At 52.5% G+C, this 18,460-nt stretch carries 20 protein-coding genes; 13 read left to right on the forward strand and 7 right to left on the reverse strand.

All coding sequences use genetic code 11. The annotated features are described in order from the left end of the window. Positions 1 to 707: SDR family NAD(P)-dependent oxidoreductase (locus PPL9_RS07735; RefSeq protein ID WP_244273363.1), on the reverse strand; the 707-nt coding region annotated here is incomplete at its 3' end. Between the two features lie 347 nt (positions 708 to 1,054). On the opposite strand from PPL9_RS07735, the gene PPL9_RS07740 reads away from it, so the two are divergent. The 3 genes from PPL9_RS07740 (at position 1,055) to PPL9_RS07750 (ending at position 4,696) form a co-directional block, all read left to right on the forward strand. After that, on the forward strand, positions 1,055 to 2,314 hold the full coding sequence (locus PPL9_RS07740; protein WP_244273364.1) for an acyl-CoA dehydrogenase family protein: 1,260 nt from the start codon (positions 1,055 to 1,057) through the stop codon (positions 2,312 to 2,314). Positions 2,315 to 2,378: 64 nt separating this feature from the next. Beyond that, entirely contained in the window at positions 2,379 to 3,569 is a 1,191-nt protein-coding gene (locus tag PPL9_RS07745) for an acyl-CoA dehydrogenase family protein (RefSeq protein WP_057462148.1), read from the forward strand. Between the two features lie 11 nt (positions 3,570 to 3,580). Beyond that, positions 3,581 to 4,696: an acyl-CoA dehydrogenase family protein gene (locus tag PPL9_RS07750; protein ID WP_057462149.1), complete on the forward strand. Its 1,116-nt coding sequence runs from the start codon at positions 3,581 to 3,583 to the stop codon at positions 4,694 to 4,696. Positions 4,697 to 4,852: 156 nt separating this feature from the next. Here PPL9_RS07750 and PPL9_RS07755 read toward each other — a convergent pair whose 3' ends face one another. After that, positions 4,853 to 5,644 carry an SDR family oxidoreductase gene (locus tag PPL9_RS07755; RefSeq protein ID WP_057462150.1) on the reverse strand — a complete coding sequence of 264 codons (792 nt, stop codon included), beginning with the start codon at positions 5,642 to 5,644 and terminating at the stop codon, positions 4,853 to 4,855. Positions 5,645 to 5,646: 2 nt separating this feature from the next. Then, positions 5,647 to 6,633 (reverse strand): NADPH:quinone oxidoreductase family protein, encoded by a 987-nt coding sequence (locus PPL9_RS07760; protein ID WP_057462151.1) that lies wholly within the window; start codon positions 6,631 to 6,633, stop codon positions 5,647 to 5,649. Positions 6,634 to 6,866: 233 nt separating this feature from the next. Between PPL9_RS07760 and PPL9_RS07765 the strand changes: the two genes are divergently transcribed. Beyond that, positions 6,867 to 9,263: a plasma-membrane proton-efflux P-type ATPase gene (locus PPL9_RS07765; protein WP_057462152.1), complete on the forward strand. Its 2,397-nt coding sequence runs from the start codon at positions 6,867 to 6,869 to the stop codon at positions 9,261 to 9,263. A 78-nt stretch (positions 9,264 to 9,341) separates the two neighbouring features. Then, on the forward strand, positions 9,342 to 10,385 hold the full coding sequence (locus tag PPL9_RS07770; protein WP_057462181.1) for an AraC family transcriptional regulator: 1,044 nt from the start codon (positions 9,342 to 9,344) through the stop codon (positions 10,383 to 10,385). Here the strand turns inward: PPL9_RS07770 and PPL9_RS07775 are convergent. The 3 genes from PPL9_RS07775 to PPL9_RS07785 form a co-directional block, all read right to left on the reverse strand. Continuing rightward, positions 10,382 to 10,990: a hypothetical protein gene (locus PPL9_RS07775; RefSeq protein WP_057462153.1), complete on the reverse strand. Its 609-nt coding sequence runs from the start codon at positions 10,988 to 10,990 to the stop codon at positions 10,382 to 10,384. The two genes, PPL9_RS07770 and PPL9_RS07775, sit on opposite strands and share 4 nt — an antisense overlap. 109 nt (positions 10,991 to 11,099) lie before the next feature. Next, entirely contained in the window at positions 11,100 to 11,516 is a 417-nt protein-coding gene (locus tag PPL9_RS07780; protein ID WP_082596649.1) for a thioesterase family protein, read from the reverse strand. A gap of 31 nt (positions 11,517 to 11,547) precedes the next feature. Continuing rightward, entirely contained in the window at positions 11,548 to 11,913 is a 366-nt protein-coding gene (locus PPL9_RS07785; protein WP_057462154.1) for an STAS/SEC14 domain-containing protein, read from the reverse strand. A gap of 251 nt (positions 11,914 to 12,164) precedes the next feature. Between PPL9_RS07785 and PPL9_RS07790 the strand changes: the two genes are divergently transcribed. The 8 genes from PPL9_RS07790 to PPL9_RS07825 all read left to right on the forward strand — a co-directional run bounded on the left by PPL9_RS07790 (position 12,165) and on the right by PPL9_RS07825 (position 17,384). Further along, positions 12,165 to 12,425, forward strand: a complete 261-nt coding sequence (locus PPL9_RS07790) for an SHOCT domain-containing protein (RefSeq protein ID WP_159096851.1) — start codon at positions 12,165 to 12,167, stop codon at positions 12,423 to 12,425. A gap of 673 nt (positions 12,426 to 13,098) precedes the next feature. Next, positions 13,099 to 13,707, forward strand: coding sequence for a ferric reductase-like transmembrane domain-containing protein (locus tag PPL9_RS07795; RefSeq protein WP_057462156.1), 609 nt, complete (start codon positions 13,099 to 13,101; stop codon positions 13,705 to 13,707). 126 nt (positions 13,708 to 13,833) lie between these two features. After that, a complete protein-coding gene (locus PPL9_RS07800) occupies positions 13,834 to 14,436 on the forward strand; it encodes a peroxidase-related enzyme (RefSeq protein ID WP_057462157.1) in 603 nt (200 codons plus the stop codon). Between the two features lie 131 nt (positions 14,437 to 14,567). Then, positions 14,568 to 14,894 (forward strand): metalloregulator ArsR/SmtB family transcription factor, encoded by a 327-nt coding sequence (locus tag PPL9_RS07805; RefSeq protein ID WP_057462158.1) that lies wholly within the window; start codon positions 14,568 to 14,570, stop codon positions 14,892 to 14,894. A 45-nt stretch (positions 14,895 to 14,939) separates the two neighbouring features. Further along, positions 14,940 to 15,989, forward strand: coding sequence for an ACR3 family arsenite efflux transporter (gene arsB / locus PPL9_RS07810; RefSeq protein WP_057462159.1), 1,050 nt, complete (start codon positions 14,940 to 14,942; stop codon positions 15,987 to 15,989). Between the two features lie 105 nt (positions 15,990 to 16,094). Further along, positions 16,095 to 16,604: an NUDIX domain-containing protein gene (locus PPL9_RS07815; RefSeq protein ID WP_057462160.1), complete on the forward strand. Its 510-nt coding sequence runs from the start codon at positions 16,095 to 16,097 to the stop codon at positions 16,602 to 16,604. A gap of 46 nt (positions 16,605 to 16,650) precedes the next feature. Beyond that, positions 16,651 to 16,881 (forward strand): phosphoglycerate mutase family protein, encoded by a 231-nt coding sequence (locus PPL9_RS07820; protein WP_057462161.1) that lies wholly within the window; start codon positions 16,651 to 16,653, stop codon positions 16,879 to 16,881. Continuing rightward, positions 16,866 to 17,384 carry a GrpB family protein gene (locus PPL9_RS07825; RefSeq protein ID WP_057462162.1) on the forward strand — a complete coding sequence of 173 codons (519 nt, stop codon included), beginning with the start codon at positions 16,866 to 16,868 and terminating at the stop codon, positions 17,382 to 17,384. The genes PPL9_RS07820 and PPL9_RS07825 overlap by 16 nt, the downstream gene beginning before the upstream one ends. Before the next feature lie 105 nt (positions 17,385 to 17,489). On the opposite strand, the gene repC is transcribed toward PPL9_RS07825, so the two are convergent. Next, positions 17,490 to 18,460: plasmid replication protein RepC (repC, locus tag PPL9_RS07830; protein ID WP_057462163.1), on the reverse strand; the 971-nt coding region annotated here is incomplete at its 5' end.

Raw genomic sequence — 18,460 nt, forward strand, 5'->3', positions numbered from 1 at the left:
TGCCCGATCCGGCCAAGTGGCACGCCTTTCCCGACATGCGCTGCTTTTTCGTCCGTTCCCGTTGCAAACGCTGTCATGTTGGATTGAAACGGGCCCGGTGCGAAACCGTTGAATGTAATGTGTTCTTTCGCCAGCTCCTTTGCGAGGATACGCGTCAGCTGGTGCACTGCGGCCTTTGAGGCTGAGTAAGAGTAAGCGCCATCCCCAATCGGCGTGGAGCCCATGACCGAACCCAGATTGATAACCCGGGCCGGGTCATCCGGGCGTCCGCTGGCCTTCAGCTCCGGCAACAAAGTCTGGGTTAGGTGGAACAGGCCAGCCACGTTGACATCCATCACCTTCTTCCATGCAAAATACGGGAAGGTGCCCAGTGGCTCACCCCAGGTGATGCCAGCATTGTTGACCAGAATATCAAGCTTTGGGCTGCGCTCACGCACCACCTCTGCAAGAGCCAACACGCCCTCTTCAGAGCCAACATCTCCCTGAAACGCCTCAACAGATCCGGCAGCCACCGGGTTGTTGGCTTTCAGGTTCGCATTGATCTCTTGTGCTGTCTTCTCAACCACATCCAGCTTGCGCGAGCAGATGAAGACGCGGGCGCCACCTTCTGCCAGTGCAGTGGCAACCATGCGGCCAATGCCGGTTCCACCACCTGTTACCAGCGCTGTTTTGCCAGCGACACCAAACAGTTCATCAAGATATCCCATGAAGACACCTTACCTCCCATAGTGTTCTTCGATCTGCCACCGCATCTCACGCGACTTGATTCAGGCGTTTCTTCATTCAGATACCGCCGCCCACGTTTTGGGGAGGCCACCTTAAACCAATGGTCAAGCGTGCTCATCTTCGCGCGCAGTTGACAACATACTCAGTAGTATGTTTCCGTATATCAACAGTTGTAAAGCAAAATTTTTAGCTCGTTTCTTTTGTCTCTCCGGCCTGGGATTTTGATTTTGTGTGGGAGCTCATGATCACCTATCCTTCTGATAATAAGTGGAATTTCCCCACGGGTCTGTAAAGATAAAAGAGCTCAGATGTCTTGGGAGGGTCAATCATGAGCGACACTTTATTAGCCGAACGTCCAGCTATGGACCTTGGGGTAAGCCAGCGTGTAGCGCCACTCATGGAACAAGTGCGCAACATGGTTCGCGATGAAATCATGCCTCTTGAAGAGGAATTTCATGATGAGATTCCGGTGGGAGACCGCTGGCAACATACTCCGCGACAGACCGAAATTCTGGAAAGCCTCAAGGCAAGCGCACGCGCCAAAGGCCTTTGGAATTTTTGGCTGACAGACTCCAAGCGCGGCTACGGCCTCAGCACCGTTGAATACGCCTATCTGGCTGAAGAGATGGGCAAATCTCCTCTTGCACCAGAAGTATTCAACTGCAACGCCCCTGACACCGGCAACATGGAGGTGTTTGAGCGCTATGGCTCCGAGGCGATGAAAGAAACCTGGCTGAAGCGCATGCTGGAAGGCGAGATTCGCTCAGCCTACCTGATGACTGAGCCAGACCACGGCTCATCCGACGCCACCAACATCCGCATGTCCTGCGTGCGAGATGGAGACCATTACGTGCTGAACGGCGAGAAGTGGTGGTCTTCTGGCGCTGGCGATCCGCGCTGCGCGGTCTATATCACCATGGTTCACACCCCAACGGACGGCACCAAGCATCAGCAGCACTCGATGATCGTGGTGGACGCCAACACACCGGGCATCACCAAGCTGCGACCGATGCAGGTGTTTGGTCATGACCACGCCCCTCACGGACACTTGCACTTGCGGTTTGAGGATGTACGCGTTCCTGCTGAAAACCTGCTTCTGGAAGAAGGGCGCGGTTTTGAAGTGGCACAAGGCCGCCTTGGACCGGGTCGTATCCACCATTGCATGCGAGCAATTGGACAAGCGGAACAAGCGCTTGAGCTGATGTGTAAGCGCTCCATCAACCGCGAAGCCTTTGGTAAGCAGCTCTACAAACTAGGCGCCAACTTCGACATCATCGCGGAATGCCGCATGGAGATTGAGCAAGCCCGCCTCCTCTGCCTGAAAGCTGCATGGATGATGGACAATGCCTCCGCCCGCGAAGCAGCATTCTGGATCAGCCAGATCAAGGTGGTCGCCCCGCGCATGGCGCTCAAGGTGACGGATGAAGCCATGCAGATGTTTGGTGGTCAGGGCATCTCTCAGGATACCCCGCTGGCAACCAACTGGATGAACCTGCGCACCTTGCGCTTTGCGGATGGCCCGGACGCAGTGCACCGCAACTTCATTGGCCGCTCCGAGCTGCGCAAACACACTCAGGAAAAGATCTGATAGGGCGGGAGAGCCACCGCTCTCTTTATCCTTTGCATCTGCACTCCAAAACAGGGAGAACGCAATGACATCACTTGATGATTTCCGCATGGAAACAAGGGCTTGGTTGGAAGAGAACTGCCCGCAAGACATGCGCAAGACAGTCACCACAGAGAGCGACATCTGCTGGGGTGGCCGCAACTGGACGTTCAAGTCCGAAGCACAACAGCAATGGCTGGAGCGCATGGCCGAGCGTGGCTGGACCGTGCCAAGCTGGCCGAAAGAGTACGGCGGCGGCGGCCTGAACGGTGACGAGGCCAAGATCCTCAAAGAGGAGATGACGCGCATCAACGCCATGTCTCCACTGGAAAGCTTCGGCATCTGGATGCTTGGCCCTGCGCTGCTGAAATACGGTTCGCACGAGCAAAAGCTGCAGCACCTGCCTAAAATCGCACGCGGTGAAATTCGCTGGTGTCAGGGCTACTCAGAGCCGGGTTCCGGCTCCGACTTGGCGTCCGTCCAAACCAAAGGCGTGGACATGGGCGATCATTTCCTCGTCTCCGGCCAGAAAATCTGGACATCTTACGCTGATCAAGCAGACTGGATCTTTGCTCTGGTGCGCACCGAACCTGATGCGAAGAAACACAAAGGCATCTCGTTCCTGCTGTTTGATATGACCAGCAAGGGCGTTTCCACCAAGCCGATCCGATTGATTTCCGGCAGTTCTCCGTTCTGCGAAACCTTCTTCGATGAAGTGAAGGTGCCTATGGAGAATGTGGTTGATGAGCGCGGCAACGGCTGGACAATCGCCAAGTATCTGCTGACCCACGAACGCGAAATGGTCAGCAATCTGGATGCGATTTTTGGCGGTTCCGCTGGCCTTTATGAAACTGCGATCGACTCCATTGGGCTGGATGAGACAGGCCGATTGGATGACCCGCTTCTTCGTGCTGATATCGGGGAGTTCCTGATTGATGAAATGGCACTGACCGCCCATCTTGCAGCTGCAAAAGACTTCCACCGCGCAGGCAACCAGCTGGGCGCCCGTTCTGCAGAGCTGAAGTATCTCGGCACAGAACTGAACAAACGCCGCCAGAGCCTCGTTGTACAGGCTGGAGGGCTGGAAGCCTTGTCTGGGCCGGAAGAGAACAACGGCATCGGCAACCAGTCTGCCTCGTGGCTGCGTTCCAAGGGCAACAGCATTGAAGGCGGCACTTCGGAGATCATGCTCTCCATCATTTCAAAGGCAGTGCTGCGCCTGCCGTCACTGGGTTAAGGAGAGAAAAAATGGAACTTTTCAGCTCTGAAGAAACCCTTCTGAAGGACTCCGCCTCTGGTTTTATGGCAGAAAATGCCTCGGTTCAGGCACTGCGTGATCTGCGCGACCAGAAAGAGGCGCTTGGCTTTAATCAGGAGCTTCACAAAACACTGGCCGAGATGGGCTGGTTTGGCATGTTGCTGCCGGAAGACGCAGGCGGATATGACTTTGGTCACCGCGCTGCGGGCCTTGTGGCTGAGGAAATGGGTCGCAACCTGACGGCCTCTCCGTTCCTCTCCACCGCTGTTTTGAGTGCAATTGCACTGCGTCAGTCTGGTGGTGAGCATTTAAGTGAGTGGGGACCGAAGATCGCTACTGGCGACGCAGTCATCGCGCTGGCCATAGATGAGGGAGCAAAGCATAATCCCTCCTGCATCAAAGCCACGGCAGAACCGGACGGCAACGGCTTCATTCTCAACGCCAGAAAACGCGCGGTGTTTGATGGCTACAACGCCGACCGGCTGATTGTTGTTGCAAAAACCGGCGAAGACATCGGGCTTTTTCTGGTAGATCCAAGCACGGCTGAAGTTGAGGTAGAGCGCAACGCTATGCTGAACAGCCGCAATGCCGCAAACATTCAGATCAGCAATTTGCATCTGGATGGCAAGGATTTGCTGTGCCCGCTTGATAAGGGCACGGCCGTTCTGGAAGTCACGCTCCGCTCAGGTCGTGCGATTGCAGCCTCAGAGCAACTTGGAGTTGCAAGAGAAGTTGCAGAGCGCACAACGGCATACCTGAATGAAAGAAAACAATTTGGTGTTCCAATCGGCATGTTTCAGGCACTTCAACACAGAATGGCCGACCTTTATTGCCAGATTGAACAAACAGCTTCACTCATCTCCTCCGCGTTACGCGCAATAGATACAACCTCCGATAAGGCAGAGGCTCTTGCCCGAGCAGCCAAAGCCAAGGTTGCTAAAGTTTCTCGCGTGGCAACAGAAGAAGCGGTGCAGATGCATGGTGGAATCGGTATGACCGACGAAGTTGACGTCGGATTGTTCATGAAACACGACCGGGTGTTAACAGAGATGCTGGGTGACAGCGCTCACCATATAGACTTTCTGCTAAAAACACGGGGTCTTTAACTGTATAATCCGTAATTCTACTTGTGATTATTTCTAAAGTAACTTCATAATTGAAGCCATCTGGTCCACCCCTTTGGATCAGCGAGAGCCAGTCCGCAACAGCATTGCCCGGTGTTGCAGACTGGCTCTTTCCATTTTTGGCTAACCAAAACCATCTCAGATCTTCATACCCGGCATGTTGAGGGAGGATGTGTTTCCGCCATCAACGGCGAGGGCCTGGCCAGTGATGAAGCTGGCATCGCGGCTAGCAAGGAAAGCGATTGTTGCTGCAACTTCAGCAGGATCACCGTGACGACGCAGTTCCGCTCTTGAGCCGAGCCTGTCTTCTTTGCCAACACTGCGGGCGTGATCAAACACAGGTTTTGTCATGCCGGTCTCAATGAGCCCCGGACAAACCGCATTCACACGCACACCATGCTCGCCAAAATCACAGGCGGATGTTTTTGTAAAATTGATGAGCGCAGCTTTGGACGCGCTATAGGCATTGCCGCCAGCGCCCGCTCTGATTCCAGCAACGGATGCAGTATTCACAATAGAACCTTGACCTGAAGCCTTGAGCTGTTCGCGGGTGTACTTGGTAAATAGCATTGCGCCGAGTACATTCACCTCATAAACCTTGAGCCAATCGCTGAAGTCCTCATGGCTTCCGCCCCACGAGCCTTCGCAGATGACCCCGGCATTGTTGCAAAGAACGCTGATACCGCCAAAGGTGTTCTCAACCGCATCCACACAGCTCTCAACCGCTTCTTCATTCGCAACATCGACGACATAGACCCGCGCACGGCAACCTTCAGGCAACAGCCCTGCGGTTTCATCAAGGCCGTCCTCATTCAGGTCCACCAGAGCGATCGCAGCCCCCTCTTCCGCCAGTCGGATGGCGGTTGCGCGGCCAATGCCGCTGCCTGCGCCCGTAATCAGGGCTGCCTGACCTGCAAATCTGGGTTGCATCTTCATTCCCTCCCGGTTTCCAGAACAACCTTGCCTATCACACGCCGCTCCATGAGGTCTCGAAGCGCCTGAGGAGCTTCCTCCAGAGAATAGCTCTTACTAACAGTTGGGTTGACTTTGCCTTCCTGGAACCATTTAAACAGCTCTGAGAAGTTATTCAGGTCCTTATCCGGCTCCCTCATACGGAACGCACCCCAGAACACGCCCATAACGGCACAGCCCTTTAGCAGAGGCAGGTTGGTGGGGATTGACGGGATATCGCCAGCAGCAAAGCCTACAACCAGTGCGCGACCATTCCAGGCTGTTGAGCGGAGTGCCTGTTCGAAAAGCTCTCCGCCAACCGGATCATACACAACATCAACGCCAGCCTTGCCCGTGATCTCCTTAAGACGCTCTCTCAGGTCCTGCGTGGAATAGTTGATCAATTCATCAGCACCCGCTTTCCGCGCGGCTTCCAGCTTTTCAGCGGAACTGGCAGCGGCAATCACCTTGGCGCCCATGACCTTGCCCAGTTCAACAGCCGTGAGCCCGACACCACCGCCAGCGCCCAGCACCAGCAATGTTTCGCCCGGTTGCAACTGCGCACGTCGCTTTAACGCATGCATGGACGTGCCGTAGGTCATCGTAAAGCCGGCGGCAACATGAGCAGCCATCGCTTCGGGCCGCTTCATCACAGCTGAAGCCTCAACCACAACCTCCTCCGCGTATCCGCCTTGTTGCAGCAGAAGGGCCATCACCGGATCACCCGGTGCAAACTGAGTGATGCCTTCACCTACGGCCTCAATTCTGCCTGCAACTTCACCGCCTGGAACAAACGGCATTGGCGGCTTGATCTGATACTTACCCGCAATCACCAGCGTATCTGGAAAGTTGACGCCTGCAGCTTCCACCGCAATCCGCACTTGCCCTTTCCTCGGTTCCTTGCGTTCGACATTCTCCACACGCAGAGCTTCTGGTGGTCCATATTCTGAGCAGACAACAGCACGCATGATTTCCCTCCCAAATCAAAACATACCCATGAGTATGTTACGGAAACACAGTGAGCGCAACCACAACGCTAGACGCAAGCCCCCTCCCCTCTCAGCAAACCTGAATAATTTGAACAAGCCGCTTCGCAATCAGGAAACCACGGTTTGTGGAAGCTCTCCTTGTTCTCATCATCCGTTTACATGCAACAGCGAAGATATTGCCATGATGAGTGCTCAATCCATGGAAAGACCGGATGGCTGAACAGGATAAGCCCAGCTTAGCTGATGAATTCAAACGCCTGGAAAGCTCACCGGAAGGACTGACGGGATCAACCGCATCCAACCGGCTGAAGCAGCAATATGGCCCCAATGCGCTGGAAGAAAAGAAGACAAGCAAACTGGCTCAGCTGCTTTTGACATTCTGGGGGCCTATCCCGTGGCTCATCGAAATTGCGGCAATCCTGTCAGCCATCATCGAGCACTGGGCCGACTTCACGATCATCCTGTTTATGCTGATCCTCAACTCTGGCATCGAGTTTGTTCAAAGTAGCAAAGCAGCTGACGCGCTGGCGGCGCTGAAATCATCCATGGCGCTCAAAGCCCGTGTGAAACGAGACGGGAAGTGGGCTGACATTCCTGCGGAGGAAATCGTTCCCGGTGACATCATCAATCTGGAAAACGGAGACATCATTCCGGCTGACTGCATTTTGGAACGCGGACCGTACCTTGCCGTCGACCAAGCAGCCCTGACAGGCGAGTCGCTCCCGGTCGATAAGCAGATCGGAGATGTGGCTTATTCCGGTTCGATCATTAAACAGGGCACCATGCAAGCGCTTGTGACTGCGACGGGCGGCAACACATTCTTTGGTAACACGGCAAAGCTGGTTCAGTCCGCGGGCAACATCTCTCATTTCCAGAAAAGCGTTCTGGGTATTGGCAAGTTTCTCATTCTCGGCACGGCCTTGCTTGCAGCGCTCATCATCGTCAAACAGCTTTATCTGCAGCAGAGCATTCTGGGCATCATTGAACTGGTGCTTGTGCTGGTGATCGCCTCAATCCCGGTTGCGATGCCCGCAGTTCTATCTGTCACCATGGCTCTGGGTGCACTCACACTTTCTAGAAAGAAAGCCATCGTTTCGCACCTTCAGGCGATTGAAGAATTGGCAGGGGTGAATGTGCTGTGCTCCGACAAGACCGGAACGCTCACCAAAAACGAACTCACGCTTGGCGAGCCAATTCTGTTTGACGCGAAGAGTGAAAAAGAGCTCGTCGTCATGGCGGCCCTAGCATCCAGCACGATAGAAAAAGACGTCATTGATCATCTGATTGTCAGCAAGGCTGAGCGGGGTGTACTGGAGCTCTACAAGCAAAACACATTCACGCCGTTTGATCCCGTGAGCAAACGAACAGAAGCAGGCGTCTCTGGTCCAAGCGGAGCGTTCAAGGTCATCAAAGGTGCACCGCAAGTGGTCATTGATCTTTGCGCAAATGCACCAGAGGAGAAGGCCGCTGCCAGCAGCGCCGTTCACGAGTTTGCCGTCAAAGGCTTGCGCGCACTCGGTATCGCCAAGACCAACGAAAACCACGAGTTACGCCTGCTTGGGATCCTCTCTCTTTTCGACCCGCCCCGCGACGATTCCAAAGCTGTGATTGAAGAAACCCAGAATGCAGGCATCACCGTAAAGATGGTGACAGGCGATGATGTCGCCATAGGCAGAGAGATTGCCGGACAGCTGGGTCTCGGCACCTCACTTGAAAGCGCCAGTCAGGTGTTCTCTGAAGCAAAGGACATGGACAACCTGCCAGCCAACATCCGCGAGGAGATCGTCAACGCAGATGGCTTCGCCCGTGTCTTTCCCGAGCACAAATACGGCATCGTCAAAGCGCTTCAACAGTCCGGAGACTACGTCGCCATGACAGGCGACGGCGTGAACGATGCCCCGGCATTGAAGCAGGCAGATGTGGGTATTGCCGTTTCAGGTGCAACAGACGCCGCCCGATCTGCCGCTGATCTGATCTTGACCTTGCCCGGTCTGTCCGTCATCACAGATGCAGTGATAGAGGCACGAAAAATCTTCGCGCGGATGATCAGTTACGTTGACTACCGCGTGGCTATGACAATCAACCTGATGGTGTTCGTCTCAGCCAGTGTGTTGCTGTTGGAAGAGGTGCCCCTGACCGCCATCATGATTGTGATGCTCGCATTGCTGGACGACATCCCAATCATCACCATCGCCTACGACAACACAGAGGCCGCACCAGCCCCAATGGAATGGCAGCTTGGAAACATGCTGCGCACAGCAACGGTGCTTGGGCTCATTTCAGTTGTCGAGAACTTCGCCCTGATGATGGCCGCCCGGCATTGGCTGGAAGTACCTGCTGCGGAGTTGCAGAGCGTCATGTTCCTGCAGCTGGTTGTCGCCGGGCATTTGCTCTTGTTTGTCTGCCGGCATGATCACTGGTTCTGGCAGGCGCCACGCCCTTCGGCTAAATTGCTGATGGCAATTATCACCACGCAGTTACTCGCAGTTGTCATCTGTCGATCCGGTTTCCTTGTTCCCGCTATCAGCTGGGACTTGATCGGCATCGTCTGGGCTCAAGCTATCCTCTGGATGTTCGTGCTGAATGTTGCCAGAAAGCTCTGCCGCTAAAAGAAGTGCAACACGCTCTTTTACTCGCCACGCAGACAGACTAGATATAGAGCATTGTCCGCAATTGGAGTTGGCGCGTTGCCGAGCTTACCCCTTCCCTTTTTTACTGCCCTGTTTTTGTGTTTCATCCTGTTACGCCTCATGGTCGGGTATGGACGAAAAATACCGTCGCTGCTCGTGGCGACTATCAGCCTTTATGCAATTCAATCTGTCCTACTCGGTATCAAATGGGGGATGGGTGGGCTCCCCCTCTGGTCGCTCATAGGACTGGCGTTGTTATTGCCGCCCGCGACCTGGCTCTCATTCCTTCAACTCACTGATCGCCTTTCGAAGAAGGCTGTCGGCTGGACGATTGGCGCGACAGCTGCAACTCTTAGCTCTCTCACTCTGGCTCCCGGCTTCAACGCCCCGGTGCTGATTGATCTGACAAGTGTCGTTGTCTATCTCGGTTACGGACTGTTGTTCTTCCGGTCTGCAACGACCAGGCAGTGGGAATGGGCCAGTCATCTGCCCATCGATCAAATGCTCCCGGCACGCCAGACACAGCTGATCGCAGGCGCTATTTTCTCAACCTCCGCACTTGTTGATCTCGTCGTAGCGGCGGACTTTGCCGTGAACAAAGGGACCAATGCAGCAACCATCGTTGGCACTGCAAACCTCTTCATGCTGCTTGCACTGGTCACAATCGCTGTTCTGTTTACTCGCAAACCTGCGGCTACACCGCAGTTGCCAGAACCTGAAACAACGACCGCATCAGCCTCTGAAGAACAGATTGTGCTGGTCGAAGCTCTCGATCAACTCATGCAGAACGAGCATCTGTACCGGGATGAAAACCTCTCCCTCGATAGGTTGGCTCGCAAACTCCGTGTCCCGGCTCGCCAGATTTCGACAGCTGTCAACACAGTGCGCGAGATCAACCTGCCGCAATACACCAATGGGTTCCGAGTGGCTGAAGCCTGTCTTCTGTTAGAGACAACAGACAAGCCCATCACCACGATCATTTACGATGTTGGCTTTACAACGAAGTCCAACTTCAATCGCGAGTTCCAACGTGTCACAGGCAAGAGCCCCAGTGTATGGCGGAAGGAAAGCCGTACCGCGCAGAGTGTGGAGACAGCCTAAAAGATCTCTAGCAGAATGCTCGTGGCGTGCTTCCACCCCTTCGCCAAATTGATGCTGGACACGAGCTTCTCAACATTGATGCGGATGTTTTCCTTTGGAACATCTGCATCAAATTTCAGATAGACCGCGGCCATCTCTCCAACCAAATCGAAGCGCGAAACACTCCCGTCGAAATAGATGACAGACTTCTCTGAGGTGATAGCGAAGTCCTTAAACTGCCCCACAAAGTCGCCCGCTAGTCTGTCCATCTTTACGCTGACGTTCATCGAATTCGGCAGCCTGAGCGTCGCCGCCGGGTCGCACCAACCAAGCCTCCAGGACCCGCGTCTTTCAAATTTAATGGTCATAAGACCGTCTTCATTTTGGGATGTTGTAGCGGTTAGAGAGCAGCCTCTTGCATCGCTTGTATCAAGTTTGATGTCGCTTGAACTGCTATTGCCTCCGACGATACGCAGACCCAGATTGCTTCCTGAAATCGCGATTGAATGCACACCTTCAGGGCTGAGTGTCTCAGAGGTTTCCATGCCTGTTGAGAATGTGACGTAAGCCGCAATCGCTATTACGCCAATCGCGATAAGGGCTTTGGTGCTGTGCTTTGTTGCCATTTGATAACTCCATGATTTGCCTGTTGGAACCATGGGAGTTTGGCGGATTGCCTGCGACCTAGAACGCGATTTAGGACCAGAATAGCCTTCCTGAAACGCGATGGAGGACTTAGTTACCCTCTATGAGAAGCGCTGTAGCCGCCGCCCGCACGTCTGGCGGAAACGGGCACGCATGGCGGGCTTCCCTATCCAGATGCGCGCATACCAGTTCAGTGGTCGCAATCAATTTTTGCGTTTCAGCATTATGCATTTCATGGAGGAAATAGAACGTCTTTTCATGAATGTCCGTCACCCCGGATCGACACACAAGCAAGTCTCCCGCCAACGCTTCAGCATAGTATTTCGTGGTTTGCTGAACGGCAGCCATACCCCTGTTGTACTCTCGAAAATAGGTAGCGCTTAACCCGGCTCGTGAGAACAGATGCCAGTTGGCCTCATCGAATTTCTCGGTGTACCACTGAACATTCATGTGTCCCATATGGTCCAACTGATAGGGGTAAACTACACCGCGATAGGTCTCTATCAACGCTCTATCCTCACCGCCCGATGGGCCTAATTTATTCTCTGACCCACTCCCAGGCCTTGTCGAGATTTGCCATATCGAAGTGCTTTTCACCTATGCCAAGCATGGCCGCAAACGGACTATCAATCGCGACGAGCCACTCCCAAATCTTCCGATCAGAGACGATTGCGATGCGATGAAAGCTCTTGATGTGGGTCATCGCCCACTTCAAATCTTCGTAGCCAGCCTCAATGCCCCACTTCGCTTGATCGTTCAAAATCACCAGCACACTGACATTCGCATGTTTGTCGAGGACGTTCTCAACCTGCGAAATAAGCTCCATTTCTTCGTTAAGATCGACCTTTCCATCCACCTCAAAACCGAGGATGTTCTCCGAACTTTCTGGGAGTTTTTTGATCATTCTGGCACCTCTTTTCCTGTCTGCATGCTACCTGAACCACGCCTTCCATCCTGTTTCATTCCAAGGATAGTTTCGACGTAAATTCGAAATCTCTTGCCAATTCGAAAAGTTGACAGCTGTCCACTTTTATAAAAGTGTAACCGTTATCCGCAGGTGAAGCGGTTGAGACAGTTGATTACAAATGTAATTTGAAAGCTGTGCCGGTACTCCCCATTCTAGTGATGTCTAATAAATATCCCAAGGAGATCACCATGTTTCATCAAGCAGGAATGCACGGATTTCACTTTTTCCCATTCCCAATCACTCTAATTCTCTTGCTCATCATCGGCTTTTTAATCGCCCGGTCCTACGGCTATTTCGGAGGTTCAAACAGCGCTCGCAAGGTTGAACCTGAAGAGCCAAAGTCCCAAACCTCAGAAGCTCTGGACATACTCAGCAGACGTTTTGCGACTGGTGAAATCGATGAGGAAGAGTTCCAGAAACGTTCTCAGGTTCTGCGTTTAAACCTGTAACATCCTCCAACATCGGCACTCAATTCGGGCAACCTGAGTGCCGATATCCCTTCCAGAGCAATGTTGTCAGTTGGCAACTCACACGTATTCAGCTCTGATGACCCGTCCGTTTGGTAGGTCAAAAACCTGCACATCTCGCGCAAAGCCGATAAAACCGAGTATCAATCCGATGCTTTGAGGCCCAGTTCTCCTCTCATTCTATCCAAGCCAACATTCGCAGCACACAACTCACTCAACAGTCTGTCGCAGATTTGCGGCGGGTTTCTTTTCAGAGGCCCTCAGCTGTTACTGCTGTTTGCAACCACGTTTGCATCAAAAACAACGCAACTCTTGTTAAAGTGTAATAGAGGAAGCCTTTCGCTAAACACATGCAGAAAGGACAGTTTGCGGGCCATTGTCGGAGCTTCTTAAATTATCTAATGCCTCCAATATGTTGGGCCATAACTTAACCGACACCACGAAGCAGCTAGATCTCTAACCCAACCAAGTTCCACGACATTTTGTTACATCTGATTTCTTGCGGAAAAGACAGAGCTGATCCAGTGTTTAGACAAGGTTGAACGCGAACTCCGCAGTCGCAATCGGCCGCACACTGCTGACTTCCCACGTACCCCAACACCGCGAAATCAGCAGTGTGCACCTTACAACTCAGTGCAAACTCATCCGGGCGACTATGTCTTACCTTCGAGCAATTTGGAACTCACCATTTACCTTCTGGTCTATCCTTGCACTCCCGGGGCTTGCTATCATCGGAGAGCTTCTCCGTGAAAGCGACAAGTTGGAGCACCTTCTCCTTCCAACTGGAGAGTTTGCCGCTCGTTTTCTCATCATAAGCCTCATGATCACGCCGCTGATGTTCCTGACAAACAGTCAACGATGGGTGCGTTGGCTGATGGCACGGCGGCGGTATATTGGCGTAGCTGCGGCCTGCTATTCAGCTTTGCACGTTGCTATTTACCTGCTGGATAAGGGATCTCTTGGCCCTATCTTGCAAGACCTCGTCAAAATCGGAATCTGGACTGGATGGCTGGCTTCTCTCATTTTCATTCCGCTCACAGTCACCAGCAACGATTGGTTCATCGCCCAGCTCGGATCCAGATGGAAGAACCTTCAGAAACTTGCTTACGCAGCAGAAGTCCTCGTGTTCGCTCATTGGGTCCTGGTAGACTACAAATTTGGGCCAGCACTGGTGCATTTCACACCGCTTCTACTCCTAGAGCTCTACAGATATGTGCACGTCACCAATAAACGAAAAGAGCGTAAGCTCTCCACCCACGCTTAAATCCCAAGCAAGCCTCCAACTAAGCCCGCCTCTTCCCAAAGGCGGGCTTTTCTTTGCTCTCCTTTTGTAGTGAGGACAGTCCCTTCATTCACGGGTAAGCTGCTGAAATGGAGGAGGGACCATATAATGACTACAACCGATTTTCAGAAAATAGAGAGCGTAAGCCTTACGCATCCGACTGCCTTGAAGCTTAGCCTGCCGGATCCATTACCTGATGATATTCAGGAGCTATTTGGGAAATGTCAGAGCAAACTCGGGTTGATCCCGAACGTGCTGATTGCCTTTGCACATCGACCAGAGAAGCTCAGGGCGTTTTCTCAGATGTACAATGAGCTCATGCTTGGAGACTCTGGCATTTCTAAGCTGGAACGAGAGATGATTGCTGTCACCGTTTCGTCGATCAATTCCTGCTGGTATTGTCAGGTCGCCCATGGCGCTGCTGTTCGGGAGTATTCCAACAAGCCGGAACTGGGTGACGCGATGGTGATGAACTATCGCTATGCTGATCTAACTGACAAGCAGCGCGTGATGCTCGACTTTTCTACAAAGATTGCGAAGACGTCCTCTGAGATTGTTGAGGGTGACCGGCAAGGCCTCCGGGATGTTGGGTTCTCGGAAGAAGACATCTGGGACATTTGCGAAGTCGCGGCCTTTTTCTCCATGTCCAACCGCATGGCCTCTGCAACAGGCATGCAGCCCAACCCAGAATATCACTCCGCAGCACGATAGAAGTGAGCAGGGGAGGGGAGTTTCAGCTGTCAACTCGGCTTCAAAAAAGTTGACAGCTGTCAACACAGAAAGGCCTTGCCAGTGGGTGAGGAGAGGAGTATATCGTGTATCGACGATATACGGAATCAACGATGACAGAAAACATCTGCGTTACGGAATTTGCACCTGCCTCTTTGAATGAAGCAGAAGAAGAAAAGCTCGCCGTCCAGGCCAAAGCCCTGGCGCATCCAGCGCGTGTCCGCTTACTGAAGATTATGGCGGCTCAACCCGGTTGTATCGGTGGAGATCTCGTGAACTCTATCGGTCTCGCGCAGTCCACTGTGTCCGAGCACCTCCGGATCCTGAAGGATGCAGGCTTCATACTGGCGGAAGTTCAGCGCCCGCGTATTTGTTATTCAGTCAATCGGTCTGAGTTGAAGAACTTCAACTTCCTCTTTGAGAGCAGCTTCAAGCTCTAAAATTTGTCGAAATTCATCGTCTATCGACGATAGGCAGGAGAAATCATGGGTACTTTTGAACGCTACCTCTCAGTCTGGGTAGGTCTAGCAATGGCACTGGGGGTAGGGGCAGGCCTCCTTCAACCTGGCCTTTTTCAGATCATCGGTGACTTGCAGGTCGGCGGGATCAATCTGATCATCGCGGTTCTGATCTGGCTTATGATCTATCCAATGATGGTGCAGGTCGAGTTCACCGAGGTTCGCAATTGCTTTGTGAAACCAAAGGGCCTCATCGTAACGTTGGCCATGAACTGGCTGGTGAAACCCTTCACCATGGCAGCTCTGGCCGTGCTGTTTATGCGCCATATCTTTGCGCCGTTCATTCCGGCAGATCTGGCGGATCAATACATCGCAGGCATGATCTTGCTTGGCGTTGCTCCTTGCACAGCGATGGTGTTTGTCTGGTCTTATCTAACAAAGGGAAATGCAAGTTATACGGTAGCACAGGTTGCGACCAATGACCTGATTATGATCTTTGCTTTCGCGCCAATCGCAGCGTTTTTGCTGGATGTCTCAAACATCATCGTCCCATGGGATGTGTTGTTGGTTTCAACCGCACTGTTTGTTGCGTTACCATTGGGGGCAGGGTGGTTGACCCGGCTCGGCCTCAAAGACAAAGAGCACCTTTCTTCATTCAGTGCAGGGATGAAACCTTTCTCGATTGCAGGTCTGGTGGGCACGGTGTTCTTGCTGTTTGGTCTTCAGGCCGACAACATCATTTCATCACCAGCAGATATCGTTCTCATCGCGATTCCGCTTCTCATCCAAACTGTCCTGATTTTCTTCGTCACATACTTCTGGATGCGGAAGTGGCGCCAGCCGCACAATGTTGCAGCGCCCGGCGCAATGATTGGTGCGTCGAACTTCTTTGAGTTGGCCGTCGCTGTTGCAATCAGTTTGTTCGGCGTCACCTCCGGAGCTGCCTTGGCAACCATCGTTGGTGTACTGGTTGAAGTGCCGGTGATGTTGGTGCTGGTTTCTTATGCCAACCGGACACGCGGTCAGTTCTCTAAAGACGATCAGGTCCCAGCTTCAACAGCCCATTCCAAAACTTAAGCGTGAGGGCAGGGGAGTGATCTCCTGCCCTTCGTCTCTCTTGGTTTTTCATTCTTCTCTGAGTATGCTCATGGTCTATTGCACCAGTTATTTTATGAGCAACTTATGACCCCCAACAATATTCCCGTTCTCAGCAACGGCGTTTCCATTTTTCTTCTCGACCTGAATGCAGAGGAGCCGCAAGTCTTGCTTATGCGCCGCGCTGATACTTTGCTCGGCGCCTGGTGTCAGGTCGCAGGCAAGGTTGAACCAAATGAGACCGGCTGGGAAGCAGCATTACGAGAGGTGAAAGAGGAAACCGGTTTGGTCCTCACCGAACTCTGGTCTGCTGATCTGTGCGAAGAGTTTTATGTTGCGGAAAAAAACATCATCCAAAAACTGCCAGTGTTCGTGAGTTTTGTCTCCAGCGAAACGCCAATCACCATCAATGAAGAACACGATGCCTATCAATGGTTTTCATTTGATGATGCCATGGAGCTCTTCAGCTTTCCCGGCCAGCGCCGTGTTCTTGAATATCTCCATGCCGAGTTCGTAACACGCAAAGCAAGCCCACATCTTCGGATCGAGTTACCGACACCGCAGGACGAAGAGACCAGCGAAGTTTTGAGCTCCTGACACTCCACATTCTCTATTCATGGAAGTGCCGGAACTCTGGTGTTGAATGTTGAACGAACTCATTCTTCTGAGACACGGTGAAAGTGAGCACATGCTGAAAGGTGTTGTGGGCGGTTGGACAAATTCAACACTTACACCTCGCGGCATCACTCAAGCGAAGCAAACTACGAAATGGATAACTGAGAAAACCGGAAATGAGTTTACTAAAGTCCGGCAATTGCGTGAATTGAACAACGGCGTGGCAAAGGACCTCTCAAAAGCATGGTTGATTACGTAGTTCCCCATGACCCCAAATGGAAAAATGACTTCTGCCATGAGGCTTCTTTGATCAAGGAGGGGCTAGGCAGAATTGATATTGAACTTCATCATATCGGCAGCACCTCAGTGGAGGGTATCCTTGCCAAACCAATCATTGACTTATTAGGTGTTGTATCTGATGTGCATGCGCTCGATACAAAGAGCGACGTATTCGAAGGTCTCGGATATGAGATCATGGGTGCGTATGGTATTGATGGTAGACGGTATTTTCGAAAGATGGATGGGGCGGGGAAACGAACACATCATCTTCATATCTATGAAACAGGATCGCCCCACATTGAGCGGCACCTTGCATTTCGTGACTACCTGATCGTTCATCCAAGCAAGGCGGCTGAATATTCCAATTTAAAGGCGATGCTAACATCAGCGGATACCGTTACATGGGATTCCTATTTGGACGGTAAAGAGCCCTTCATTCTCGCCACCGAGCAAGAAGCACTCGAATGGTTCAGATCGATATGAACTCGCGTTAATCTCCTGTTTCTCGCCCAGTCAGTAAGCGCGCACACCAACACCACACTTGCGGATCCATCTACCCTATCCGCAAGAAACCGGCATTGCAGACCCTTACCCCAGAGCCAGGCCATAAAGCGACTTGTGCAGGGCGAATTTTCCGTCCTTAGCGCGGTCAACACAGGCGCGGAAGTAACCCGCCGGTCGAGAAATGCCTTCAGGATCGCGCAGGGTTTTTTCAACCGTCACCACCAGAACCGCCGCAGCCATTTTTTCGCCCAGTGTCACAACCGCTTGTTTCCAGCCATCTTCGGAAAGGCCAATCGCCAAACGAAGCTGCTCGCCAGACTGCGCAAGCTCGAACCAGCTTGAAAACTGCATGCCCAACATTTCCTGGGTCTCTGTTGTTGCGCTATCAATCAAACCAATGGAAATAGCAGATAAATGCTCACTTAAACCGTTATCTAACTGACCAGATTGCCGAGATTGCAATTGAGCTGGAGCATTGGATTTGGCAGAGAATTTGCTTGATTGATCTTTTTCGAGAGCAATCTTCGTAGCTTCGTTAGAAGCGGAGTTGGTATTTGAGTAGCCATCGTTAGATGGCTGCCGTGTTTTACTATTTATAAGAGTTTGATGGGTTGTAATATTATAAGGGGTGACATCTATGTCATGGTCGCCTGACATTTTGGCATATTCATTGATATCTGAGGCAGTTTGCTCGTCTCCGGTTTTGTCTTCTGCGAGCTCTTCCACAACCAGTTCATAGAGTTTTGAGACCTTGGCTGCCCGCTCAAGAAGCAGCATTGGCGTTTCCATAATGGCAGAGAGTTCTTCCAGGAACACGGTACAATCCACGCCTTCGCTTTGGCCGGTCCGGCAAGCATCAACGATTGCACGAGACAGCCGATTAACAGTCCGCTTTGCTTCCTGCTCTGCCCGCACCCGTGCCTGAAACTCTTCCCCAATCCGTTTGATCTCATCAATCCGCTGGCGTGCCGGGGAAAAGTCAAAACCATATCCACGGTCAATCTCACCACTTGCACCATTGCGGTAGATAAAACGACGGCCTGTTGAACTGTCGC

Source organism: Pseudovibrio sp. POLY-S9 (genome assembly GCF_001431305.1).
In the GTDB taxonomy this organism is placed as follows: domain Bacteria; phylum Pseudomonadota; class Alphaproteobacteria; order Rhizobiales; family Stappiaceae; genus Pseudovibrio.